This window comes from Bacillus sp. LBG-1-113, assembly GCF_020708615.1.
Taxonomy (GTDB): Bacteria; Bacillota; Bacilli; order Bacillales; family Bacillaceae; genus Bacillus; species Bacillus mojavensis.
Genome location: NZ_JAJFDG010000003.1, coordinates 418,785 through 429,891 on the forward strand (window position 1 = coordinate 418,785; position 11,107 = coordinate 429,891).

Sequence of the window (11,107 nt, forward strand, 5' to 3'; positions counted from 1 at the left end):
CCCTTTAAGGGGAGCTTTTTTACTTTACGTTTGAAATTTAAACAGTGACAGCAGCGGTTTTTTTCTTGTTTTTATTTTTTCGGAAGAAGCAGCAGTCTCAGGGGTCGGCTGAGCGGTGAATTCTTTCATTTGTGAGGTCAGTGATTGCAGATCGGCAAGAATGTCATCAATTTCTCTTCTGTGCTGCAGAAGCTGATAGGATACGCCTTCATCGGCTTTTTGTTTAAGCTGGCGTTCCATTTCCTCAATTCTTGCCAGCAACCCGTTTTCTTCCTGTTTTTGCTGTAACAAGGTGTCCAGCTTTTGTTCGAGCTGTTCGAGTCTTTTCTCTGTATCACTGTTTGTTTTTTGGACAAGGAAGCCTGTGCGCTTCTTATTGCTTTGCGGCACATTGATATCCTGAAGCGCCGTGCCTTCAGAAATTTGTTTTTGAACAGATTTCAGGATTTGCACATCTTCAGCCGTAAACGAATAGTGTCCGAGCTCGTTCCGTTCAGCCGGAAGGTTCAGTTGCTTCACCCACCGTTGCACTGTTTTTGCGGAGACGCCGAGTTCACTTGCTACCATATTTGTATTCATGATCCCATACCTCCTTTTTAGCTAGGTATTCGACCATGGGGAGCGGTTCCCTTCCTATTAGACAAAACAAGAAAAGATTCGGCAAAGAAAGTGGGCATCTCCCTTTTTTCTTCAAAAACTGTTATTGCTCATACAGCTCTAATGGAAGCTGATCGGGATCAAAAAAGAAGGTGAACCGCTTGCCTGTCAGCGGATCTGTCCTGATCGGCTCTGTCTCGATTCCTTTTTCGTGAAGCTCCTGAACAGCCTGTTCTAAGCTGCTGACCGTAAAGGCAAGATGACGGAGCCCTGAACCTTCAGGCCGGGTTTGACGTGCGGGCGGATCAGGGAACGAAAACAGCTCAATGACGTACGAGCCGTTAAGCGACAAATCAAGCTTGTAGGAGTCGCGCTCTTCTCGGTATGTTTCTTGTATCACCTGAAAACCGAGCTTATGTACGTAGAAGGCTTTCGACTTTTCATAATCTGAGCATATGATTGCAATATGATGTATGGATGTAAGCAATACGATCCCTCCTCTTTTTCAGTATAGCAGAGGAGGCTTTTTTAACTGGGATTGAAATGCTTTTGACTGGCGATAGTCCCTATACTATAATGAGAATGTTACGCACAGGAAAACAGAGGTGAAGACCGTGTTAGACCGTTTAAAGTCAATCGAAGAACGATATGAAAAATTAAATGAGCTTTTAAGCGATCCAGAAGTTGTCAACGATCCGAAAAAGCTTAGAGAATATTCGAAAGAGCAATCTGATATACAAGAAACAGTTGACGTATATAGACAATACAGAGATGCGTCAGAACAGCTGGCTGATGCAAAAGCGATGCTTGAGGATAAGCTTGATGCTGAGATGCGCGACATGGTGAAGGAAGAGATTTCTGAACTCCAGAAAGAAACGGAAACACTGTCAGAACGTCTAAAGGTGCTCCTGATCCCGAAAGATCCTAATGATGATAAAAACGTTATCATGGAGATCCGCGGAGCGGCAGGCGGAGAGGAAGCCGCTTTATTTGCAGGCAACCTGTACAGAATGTATTCCCGCTATGCCGAGCTTCAAGGCTGGAAAACCGAGGTCATGGAAGCGAGTGTAACCGGAACGGGCGGCTACAAAGAGATCATCTTTATGATTACGGGCAGCGGCGCATATTCTAAACTCAAATATGAAAACGGCGCTCACCGTGTTCAGCGTGTTCCGGAAACAGAATCAGGCGGCCGTATCCATACGTCTACTGCAACAGTAGCATGTCTTCCTGAGGCCGAAGAGGTAGAGGTTGACATTCATGAGAAGGATATCCGTGTTGATACGTTTGCTTCAAGCGGACCGGGCGGACAAAGCGTGAACACGACAATGTCTGCCGTTCGTCTGACGCATTTGCCGACAGGCGTTGTCGTATCATGTCAGGATGAAAAATCTCAAATCAAAAACAAAGAAAAAGCGATGAAGGTTCTCCGTGCCAGAATCTACGATAAATTTCAGCGGGAAGCACAGGCTGAATATGATCAAACACGGAAATCGGCTGTCGGATCAGGTGACCGCTCTGAGCGTATCCGCACATACAACTTCCCGCAAAACCGTGTGACGGATCACAGAATCGGCCTGACCATTCAAAAGCTTGATCAGATTCTTGAAGGAAAACTTGACGAAGTGGTTGAAGCGCTAATTGTAGAAGATCAGGCAAGCAAGCTTCAGCAGGCGGATAGTTAAGATGAAGACGATATTTGAAGCCCTGAAATGGGCTTCTTCTTATTTAACGGAAGCGGGAAGAGAAGAAAATGCAGCTGAGCTGCTTTTGCTTTATGATACCGGAATGGATAGAAGCAAGCTGCTCGCCAGCTTACAGGAACCGATTGGCGAAGATGAACTGTATCGCTTTGAACGCCACGTCGATATGCACAAAGAGGGCGTACCGGTTCAGTACATTATCGGAAGAGAGTTTTTTTACGGCCGTGAATTTATAGTAAATGATGACGTGCTGATCCCGCGTCCGGAAACGGAAGAGGTTGTCTACCATCTTCTTGAGAAATATAGAAGTGTCTTTTCTGAAGGAGAACAGCTCGATGTGGTAGATGTCGGCACCGGAAGCGGCGCAATAGCCGTCACGCTTGCTCTGGAAAACAAAAACTTTTCTGTCTCAGCGATTGATATCTCCAAAGAAGCGCTGGACGTTGCTTCAGCCAACGCTGAAAAGCTCGGAGCGGAGGTGCATTTTCTTCAAGGCGACCTGCTTGAACCCTATATTAAGGCAGGAAAAAAAGCTGATATTATCGTCTCAAACCCTCCGTATATTTCTGAAGAAGAAATGGCCGATTTATCTGAGATTGTCCGTTTCCATGAACCTTTGCATGCTCTCACCGACGGCGGAAACGGGCTGAAATTTTATAAGCGGTTTATGGAAGCTATTCCGCTGGTGATGAAGAATACCGCGCTTGTCGTCTTTGAAATCGGGTGGAAGCAGGGCGCAGCTGTAAAAGAGCTGATTCTGCATGCGTTTAAGGATGCGGAAGTTGAAGTCCTGAAGGATATTAACGGAAAAGACAGAACCATATGCGCGGTAATTCATAAGAATAAATAAGCAGCTTGCTGGTGAGTTGAGATAAGAACGGGACCATCAAGCTGTTTTAACACCAGCAAAGGGGATGTAAAAGATGAAAAAGGCCCTGACAGCAGGAATTTTACTTATTGCTATTGAAAGTATGGTGGGTTCGATTTTTGCGCATGCGATTTCTTATGAATTCATTTTCGGCATTGCGTCTCTTGTTTTGATCGGGCTTGCCATTGTGACATCGGGTTTGGCTGTAAGCGGAAGCGACCAGCGGGCAAATTATCATTCAGAAACCAAAAAAGGCCGGACAGCCCGTTTGAAAATATCAGCTGCTTTCTTTGTTGCTGCCATACCTTCTATTCTATGTTATCTATTGACCGTTTTGATCTAATGAAAAAGGAAGCCCTTAAGAGGCTTCCTTTTTTTGCAGCAAAACAGAATCCCATATCCAGTAGACAACAGCTGTTAATACAGCGAAGATGTAAAAGGCTGTATTTTGAAGCAGGGATTGCCCGGAAGGCTGCAGCACGCCAAAGATGATCGCGTTGGCGATAAACGCCGCGGCAAGATAATACAGCAAGTACAAAGGGCTGAACCGTTTCGGCTTTTTATTCATCATGATTTGAAGCGGCAGCGCGAATAGTAGGTAAGGAAATAAGAAATAAAAGGCCATCGTTACGAGAGCAGCTATAATAAAGGAATGAATGTAAATAATCGAATAAAGAACTGACATCGTGAACGCTGACAGCAGCACTGTGTAATGATATTTCATTTTAAACCTCCTAAAACACTATCGTACCATAAATTAGATTCAAAGCTTGCTAGATTTTTTTGCCGCTGCAGGTTTACTCCATACGTTCCTTGTCCATAATAGGGCTAGATACAAAGCACGGAGAGGAACGGTGGGGACCGATGAAAAAAACAGTTATCATTTGTATATATATGTTTCTTTTATTATCTGGGGCACTCGTAGGATTGGCGAAAGAAGAGACGGCACAGCAATCTGAAAATGAGCCGGTTGTCATTCCGGACGAGGCGATTCGCTTGAGAATATTGGCAAACAGCGATCGTGACGAGGACCAAGAATTAAAGCGTCGTATCAGAGACGCCGTCAATAAAGAAATCACAACATGGGTTAAGGATATTACTTCTATTGAAGAAGCGCGGCGTTTAATCCGCTCAAAGCTGCCTGAGATCAAGGAAATTGCAAAAGAAACCATGGAAAAAGAAGGCGCCAGCCAATCGATATCTGTTGATTTTGACAAAATTTCATTTCCGACAAAGCTTTACGGCAGCATGGTATATCCTGCTGGAGAATACGAAGCCATCCTGATCACGCTTGGTAACGGTGAAGGCGCGAATTGGTGGTGTGTATTATTCCCGCCGCTCTGCTTTCTTGATTTTTCAAACGGAGAAGCCGTAAAAGAACAAGAAGATAAAGAAGCCTCAAAAAAACAAACGGAAAAAGCTCTTGAGGACTTAACAGCCAAAGCGGAAAAAGCTGAAAAAGAAGATGAGAAAGAAGACGATACAGAAGTGAAATTCTTCGTCGTAGAATGGTTTTCCGATCTTTTTTCTTAATCACCAGGTCTAAAAATAGATTTGCCTCATAGATTGGAAGAAAGAACGCTGAAAACGGGGTGAACGAATGTTTTATCAACTGCGGGTGGCAAGGGAAAAGGACGGAGATATACTTGAGGAATTTTTAAAACAGGCCAAAACGAATCATGAGGGCGTAAGGGAAGGGTTCACGCAGTTTCTGATGCTGGAGGACAGCGAGAAGAACATAGCCGGCTGTCTAGGTATCGAAAAAATCAGCTGCGATCAAGCCCTGCTTCGCTCACTTGTGATATCGGACAAGCTTCACCAAGGCCATATTGTGTCGCTCTTTCAAAGCATGGAGGTGCTTTGTGAAAAGCATGAGATCAAAACGGTATACTTGGTAGCCAATCAGCATTCTTCGGCTGATTTCCTGGGGGCGATGGGATTTGAACGGGCGGAGAGTGTGCCGGAAGAGCTGTTTGCCTCGGATCATTTCTGTGAATCAAGGCAAGCGGAAGGGGCCGTCTTAATGAAAAAAGCATCTGGATAAGTGAGATTTATACACAAACTTATCCACTTCTTTATATGCGTTGTCCACAATTTGTGGATAACGCTTGTTTTATTACAGGACATCTTTTATACTTTCAAAAGGATTACACGCGTAAAACGATCGTTTTATTGTTGTGAATAAGGAGTTTGGTCAGAAATGAAAACGAAAAGATGGTTTGTGGATGTAACTGGGGAGTTATCCACAAATGATCCACAAATTACACAAGCAGCCGCTTTGCTCCGGGAAAATGAGGTTGTCGCCTTTCCGACAGAAACTGTATATGGTCTCGGCGCAAATGCGAAAAGCACAGATGCTGTCAAAAAAATATATGAAGCGAAAGGGCGGCCGAGTGATAATCCCCTGATTGTCCACATTGCGGATATCAGCCAGCTTGACGGCTTAACCGGTCCGGCGCCAGAAAAAGCGAAAATATTAATGAAGCGCTTTTGGCCAGGGGCGCTTACACTTATTTTACCTTGTACACCTGGTGCGCTGTCACCCCGTGTAACCGCAGGACTGGATACAGTGGCCGTCAGAATGCCTGATCATCCTCTGGCTCTGGCACTCATCCGTGCCGCGGGTCTCCCGATTGCAGCGCCGAGTGCTAATTTATCGGGCAAACCAAGCCCGACAAAGGCTGAACACGTGGCTCACGACTTGGAGGGCCGCATAGCGGGAATAATGGATGGGGGAGCTACTGGAATCGGTGTTGAATCAACCGTACTTTCATGTGCGGGAGACATTCCTGTGCTCCTTCGTCCGGGCGGCATTACAAAAGAACAAATAGAAGCTGAAATCGGACCGATTCTTGTGGATAAAGGGCTTGCCGATCAAAATGAGAAGCCGATTTCTCCGGGAATGAAATATACACATTACGCGCCGTCAGCGCCGCTTGTTGTATCTGAAGGCAGCCCTGAGCGCATTCAAACGCTCATTCAAGAATATCAGCGGGGCGGAAAACGGGTCGGCGTCCTGACGACAGAAGAAAACGCGGATTTTTATTCAGCTGACTATGTCAAGAGATGCGGCAGAAGAGATCAGCTTGAAACAGTCGCGGCAGCTCTTTATGATGCACTGCGCAGTTTTGATGAAGAAAAGGTTGATTTTATTATTGCAGAATCGTTTCCTGACACAGGCGTCGGACTTGCTATTATGAACAGGCTGATGAAAGCAGCCGGAGGAAGAGTGATTCGCTGACACAGTCAGAAGTTCTAACCCTTTTTGGACATGCATAGGCTAAAAAAGCGGGCGTGTCCAAGGGGGTTATGTATGTGATGTCGGAAATGTTTATAGGCGAACTGATTACCTTAAGCATCATGGCGTTTGCTTTAGGAATGGATGCTTTTTCTGTGGGCCTGGGAATGGGTATGGTCAAACTCAGAAAAAAGCAGATATTCTATATTGGATTCATTATCGGTCTCTTTCACGTCATCATGCCTCTCGGAGGGATGGCGGCGGGAACTATGCTGTCAGGGCTCCTCGGTATGGTAGCTGTATATATCGGGGGTTCACTGCTGTTTGTTCTCGGTGTTCAAATGGTGATCGCATCTTTTAAACAGTCAGAAGAACGTTTGATGTCGCCGGCTGGGCCTGGCTTATTGTTATTTGCAGTCGGCGTCAGCCTCGATAGTTTCTCCGTCGGTCTGAGTCTGGGAATATACGGCTCGCACCCGCTTCTCACCATTACCCTGTTTGGGCTTTTCAGCATGATGTTGACTTGGCTGGGCCTGCTGATCGGAAAACAAGTGCAGTCCTGGCTCGGCTCATACAGTGAAGCGCTCGGGGGAACCATATTAATCGTATTTGGCCTTAAGCTGCTTTTGCCAATTTAATATACCAATAAAAGAAACGATGTCGCCGTTTCTTTTTTCTTCATATATAATAGAAAAAACAAGGGGTGACTGACATGAACATCATTTTTGTCTGTACTGGAAATACGTGCCGCAGTCCAATGGCTGAGGCGCTTTTTAAATCAATCGCTGAAACGGAAGGGCTGGATGTCAGCGTCCGCTCGGCAGGCGTATTTGCCTCACCTAACGGAAAAGCGTCGCCTCACGCGGTCGAAGCGCTTTTTGAAAAACGCATTGCCCTTAATCATGTTTCTTCGCCATTAACTGAAGAACATATGGAATCGGCAGATTTGGTTCTGGCAATGACCCACCAGCACAAACAGGTCATCGTCAGCCAATTCGAACGTTATCGTGATAAAGTGTTTACGCTAAAAGAATACGTGACAGGCAGCCGGGGCGATATTATAGACCCGTTTGGCGGCACCATTGAGATCTATAAAAAAACGAGAGATGAGCTTGAAGCGCTTCTTCAGCAGCTTGCAGAACAATTGAAAAATGACGGTAAATAACTTGTCAGAGAATCTGCAAACAGGTCATTTGCAAATCCTGCGTGAAGGAGTAGAATATAGTGAAAAGCACATCGATATGGTGTGAATCAAAGAGCGGACAGGCTGCGCGGTCAACAAAGCGGGCGGGCCGCATTACATACGCTGGGAGGAAAAGCTGATGAAAGTAGCCATAGCATCGGATCATGGCGGCGTCCATATTCGAAACGAAATCAAAGAACTAATGGACGAATTGCAAATTGAGTATATTGATATGGGCTGTGACTGCGGCAGCGGATCTGTCGATTATCCGGACTACGCTTTTCCGGTGGCCGAGAAAGTAGTAAGCGGTGAAGTGGACAGAGGGATTTTAATTTGCGGGACAGGCATTGGCATGAGTATTTCCGCCAATAAAGTCAAAGGCATCCGCTGTGCGCTGGCACATGATACATTCAGTGCAAAGGCGACGAGAGAACATAATGATACAAATATCCTCGCGATGGGCGAACGCGTAATTGGACCCGGTTTGGCACGGGAAATTGCGAAAATCTGGCTGACCACTGAATTTACTGGCGGAAGACATCAGACCCGCATCGGAAAAATCTCGGACTATGAAGAGAAAAACCTGTAGGGGTGCTGTTCTATGAGTGAGATCACACAAACATGGAAGACGATGCTGTCAGAGTTTCAGGACAAAGCGGAATTGAGAGAAAATCAGATATTTGTCCTTGGGTGCAGCACAAGCGAAGTGGCCGGCAGCCATATCGGCACATCAGGCAGTACAGACATCGCGGCAAGCATCTACAGCGGACTTGCAGAGCTGAAGGAACAAACGGGAATCCATCTGGCGTTTCAATGCTGCGAGCATTTAAACAGAGCGCTTGTAGTGGAGGAAGAAACGGCCGAGCTGTTTAGGCTTCCGGCCGTTTCCGCAGTGCCTGTTCCAAAGGCCGGCGGGGCGATGGCTTCTTACGCGTTTAAGCAGATGAAGTCTCCTGTTCTGGTAGAAACCATTCAGGCAGATGCCGGAATAGATATAGGCGACACGTTTATCGGCATGCACTTAAAGCCGGTAGCTGTTCCTGTACGCATCTCTCAGAACAGTCTCGGTGCAGCCCATGTGACATTGGCGCGGACACGGCCAAAGCTGATCGGCGGAATGCGGGCAGTTTATGAGTGTGAATGAGAAAGGACTGCATGGGCCAGTCTTTTCTTTCATTTGCGCGGCTGAAATAAATTCCGAACTTTAAATTAAATTTAAGTAATAAATATTCGTTTTTGCCAATAAAATTTTTGTTTTTTTGAAAATAATCTTTTACATGGGCCTAAAAAACCATGTACAATAGTGGTGGTAAAAACAAAGAACAGGATACGGATAGGAGAGGATCTCGCTGATGAAACATTTACCTGCGCAAGACGAACAGGTGTTTAACGCCATTAAAAATGAGCGTGAACGCCAACAGACGAAAATCGAATTGATTGCTTCTGAAAACTTTGTAAGTGAAGCGGTTATGGAAGCACAAGGTTCTGTTTTAACAAACAAATACGCTGAAGGATATCCTGGCAAACGCTATTATGGCGGATGTGAGCACGTCGATGTCGTTGAAGATATCGCTCGTGACCGCGCGAAGGAAATCTTTGGAGCGGAGCACGTAAACGTTCAGCCTCATTCAGGCGCACAAGCAAACATGGCTGTCTATTTCACGATTTTGGAACAAGGCGATACTGTACTTGGGATGAACCTCTCCCACGGCGGTCATTTAACACACGGAAGTCCAGTTAACTTCAGCGGTGTTCAATATAACTTTGTTGAGTACGGCGTAGATAAAGAAACTCAATATATTGATTACGATGACGTGCGTGAAAAAGCCCTCGCTCACAAGCCTAAGCTAATTGTTGCAGGAGCAAGTGCGTATCCTCGTACAATCGACTTTAAGAAATTCCGTGAAATTGCTGATGAAGTCGGCGCTTACTTTATGGTGGATATGGCGCATATCGCAGGACTTGTTGCGGCAGGCCTCCATCCAAACCCGGTTCCTTACGCTGATTTCGTTACAACAACGACACATAAAACACTTCGCGGACCTCGCGGCGGTATGATCCTTTGCCGTGAAGAGTTCGGCAAGAAAATTGATAAGTCCATCTTCCCTGGCATTCAAGGCGGCCCGCTGATGCATGTAATTGCCGCAAAAGCTGTTTCATTCGGCGAAGTATTGCGTGATGATTTCAAAACGTACGCACAAAACGTGATTTCAAATGCGAAGCGTCTTGCAGAATCATTAACAAAAGAGGGCATTCAGCTCGTTTCAGGCGGAACTGACAACCACCTCATCCTAGTTGATCTTCGTTCTCTTGGACTGACAGGTAAGGTTGCAGAGCATGTGCTTGATGAAATCGGGATTACATCAAACAAAAACGCGATTCCATACGATCCTGAAAAACCGTTCGTAACAAGCGGTATCCGTCTCGGAACAGCTGCTGTGACAAGCCGCGGTTTTGACGGAGAGGCATTGGATGAAGTCGGTGCCATCATTGCGCTTGCATTGAAAAACCACGAAGATGAAGGAAAACTTGAAGAAGCAAGACAGCGCGTAGCTGCTCTGACTGGCAAGTTCCCTCTATATAAAGAATTAGATTACTAAGATTGAAAAACCCGCTCGGGCTTATGCCCGGCGGGTTTTTTGACGATGTTCTTGAAACTCAATGTCTTTTTTTGTAGAATCAATAGAAGTGTGAAATTGTCGATGGGACAATAAAAAAGGAGCTGAAACACAGTATGGGAAAGGTTTATGTATTTGATCATCCTTTAATTCAGCATAAGCTGACATATATTCGGAATGTAGAGACAGGCACGAAGGATTTTAGAGAGCTTGTAGACGAAGTCGCCACGCTTATGGCGTTTGAAATTACCCGTGATCTCCCTCTAGAGGAAGTGGATATCAACACACCGGTTCAGGCTGCAAAATCGAAAGTCATCTCAGGGAAAAAACTGGGGGTAGTTCCTATTCTCAGAGCAGGTTTAGGAATGGTTGAAGGCATCTTAAAACTGATCCCTGCGGCAAAAGTGGGACATGTCGGTCTGTACCGTGATCCTGAAACCTTAAAACCCGTGGAATACTATGTGAAGCTTCCTTCTGATGTGGAAGAGCGTGAATTCATCGTGGTTGACCCGATGCTGGCTACAGGCGGTTCCGCAGTTGAAGCGATTAACAGCCTCAAAAAACGCGGTGCGAAAAACATCCGTTTCATGTGTCTCGTAGCTGCTCCTGAAGGTGTGGAAGAATTGCAGAAGCATCATTCTGACGTGGATATTTACATAGCGGCGCTTGATGAAAAATTAAATGAAAAAGGTTATATTGTTCCGGGTCTCGGAGATGCAGGGGACCGTATGTTCGGAACAAAATAAAAAAGAAAACCCGCCAACGGGTTTTCTTCAGCTTGTAGAGAAAACGATGTTTTTTCTACAAGCTTTTTTGTTTTGTGCTGTTTCTTTGGATTTTCAGCTGATTTCAGAAACAGAAAAAGAGCTCCCACATACCTAACTCTGCTTGGCTAGGTAT

The 11,107-nt window shown here is 45.6% G+C and carries 15 protein-coding genes; 12 read left to right on the forward strand and 3 right to left on the reverse strand.

Going from position 1 to position 11,107, the window contains the following annotated elements; all coding sequences use genetic code 11:
- Nucleotides 1–24 precede the first annotated feature (24 nt).
- Nucleotides 25–579, reverse strand: coding sequence for a chromosome-anchoring protein RacA (racA, locus tag LJF29_RS11745; RefSeq protein ID WP_229148672.1), 555 nt, complete (start codon nucleotides 577–579; stop codon nucleotides 25–27).
- A 121-nt stretch (nucleotides 580–700) separates the two neighbouring features.
- Entirely contained in the window at nucleotides 701–1,090 is a 390-nt protein-coding gene (locus LJF29_RS11750; RefSeq protein WP_229148696.1) for a VOC family protein, read from the reverse strand.
- A gap of 121 nt (nucleotides 1,091–1,211) precedes the next feature.
- On the opposite strand from LJF29_RS11750, the gene prfA reads away from it, so the two are divergent.
- From prfA to LJF29_RS11765, 3 genes are all read left to right on the forward strand, one after another.
- Nucleotides 1,212–2,282 carry a peptide chain release factor 1 gene (gene prfA, locus LJF29_RS11755; protein ID WP_229148697.1) on the forward strand — a complete coding sequence of 357 codons (1,071 nt, stop codon included), beginning with the start codon at nucleotides 1,212–1,214 and terminating at the stop codon, nucleotides 2,280–2,282.
- Between the two features lies 1 nt (nucleotide 2,283).
- Nucleotides 2,284–3,150, forward strand: coding sequence for a peptide chain release factor N(5)-glutamine methyltransferase (prmC, locus tag LJF29_RS11760; protein WP_229148674.1), 867 nt, complete (start codon nucleotides 2,284–2,286; stop codon nucleotides 3,148–3,150).
- Between the two features lie 73 nt (nucleotides 3,151–3,223).
- Nucleotides 3,224–3,511: a DUF5316 family protein gene (locus LJF29_RS11765; RefSeq protein WP_229148675.1), complete on the forward strand. Its 288-nt coding sequence runs from the start codon at nucleotides 3,224–3,226 to the stop codon at nucleotides 3,509–3,511.
- A 15-nt stretch (nucleotides 3,512–3,526) separates the two neighbouring features.
- Here LJF29_RS11765 and LJF29_RS11770 read toward each other — a convergent pair whose 3' ends face one another.
- Nucleotides 3,527–3,892, reverse strand: a complete 366-nt coding sequence (locus tag LJF29_RS11770; protein WP_010332244.1) for a UPF0715 family protein — start codon at nucleotides 3,890–3,892, stop codon at nucleotides 3,527–3,529.
- A 140-nt stretch (nucleotides 3,893–4,032) separates the two neighbouring features.
- Between LJF29_RS11770 and spoIIR the strand changes: the two genes are divergently transcribed.
- The 9 genes from spoIIR (at nucleotide 4,033) to upp (ending at nucleotide 10,953) form a co-directional block, all read left to right on the forward strand.
- Entirely contained in the window at nucleotides 4,033–4,701 is a 669-nt protein-coding gene (spoIIR, locus tag LJF29_RS11775; protein ID WP_229148677.1) for a stage II sporulation protein R, read from the forward strand.
- 67 nt (nucleotides 4,702–4,768) lie between these two features.
- Entirely contained in the window at nucleotides 4,769–5,212 is a 444-nt protein-coding gene (locus LJF29_RS11780; protein WP_010332242.1) for a GNAT family N-acetyltransferase, read from the forward strand.
- Nucleotides 5,213–5,368: 156 nt separating this feature from the next.
- A complete protein-coding gene (locus LJF29_RS11785) occupies nucleotides 5,369–6,409 on the forward strand; it encodes an L-threonylcarbamoyladenylate synthase (RefSeq protein ID WP_229148679.1) in 1,041 nt (346 codons plus the stop codon).
- 77 nt (nucleotides 6,410–6,486) lie between these two features.
- Nucleotides 6,487–7,044: a manganese efflux pump MntP family protein gene (locus LJF29_RS11790; protein ID WP_010332240.1), complete on the forward strand. Its 558-nt coding sequence runs from the start codon at nucleotides 6,487–6,489 to the stop codon at nucleotides 7,042–7,044.
- Between the two features lie 74 nt (nucleotides 7,045–7,118).
- Nucleotides 7,119–7,571 (forward strand): low molecular weight protein arginine phosphatase, encoded by a 453-nt coding sequence (locus tag LJF29_RS11795; RefSeq protein ID WP_010332239.1) that lies wholly within the window; start codon nucleotides 7,119–7,121, stop codon nucleotides 7,569–7,571.
- Nucleotides 7,572–7,728: 157 nt separating this feature from the next.
- Nucleotides 7,729–8,178: a ribose 5-phosphate isomerase B gene (rpiB, locus tag LJF29_RS11800; protein ID WP_003221910.1), complete on the forward strand. Its 450-nt coding sequence runs from the start codon at nucleotides 7,729–7,731 to the stop codon at nucleotides 8,176–8,178.
- A gap of 12 nt (nucleotides 8,179–8,190) precedes the next feature.
- Nucleotides 8,191–8,733, forward strand: coding sequence for a TIGR01440 family protein (locus LJF29_RS11805; RefSeq protein WP_229148684.1), 543 nt, complete (start codon nucleotides 8,191–8,193; stop codon nucleotides 8,731–8,733).
- 208 nt (nucleotides 8,734–8,941) lie between these two features.
- Complete coding sequence (gene glyA / locus LJF29_RS11810) at nucleotides 8,942–10,189, forward strand: serine hydroxymethyltransferase (RefSeq protein WP_010332237.1); 1,248 nt, start codon at nucleotides 8,942–8,944, stop codon at nucleotides 10,187–10,189.
- A 134-nt stretch (nucleotides 10,190–10,323) separates the two neighbouring features.
- A complete protein-coding gene (gene upp, locus LJF29_RS11815; RefSeq protein WP_010332236.1) occupies nucleotides 10,324–10,953 on the forward strand; it encodes a uracil phosphoribosyltransferase in 630 nt (209 codons plus the stop codon).
- Nucleotides 10,954–11,107: the final 154 nt, after the last annotated feature.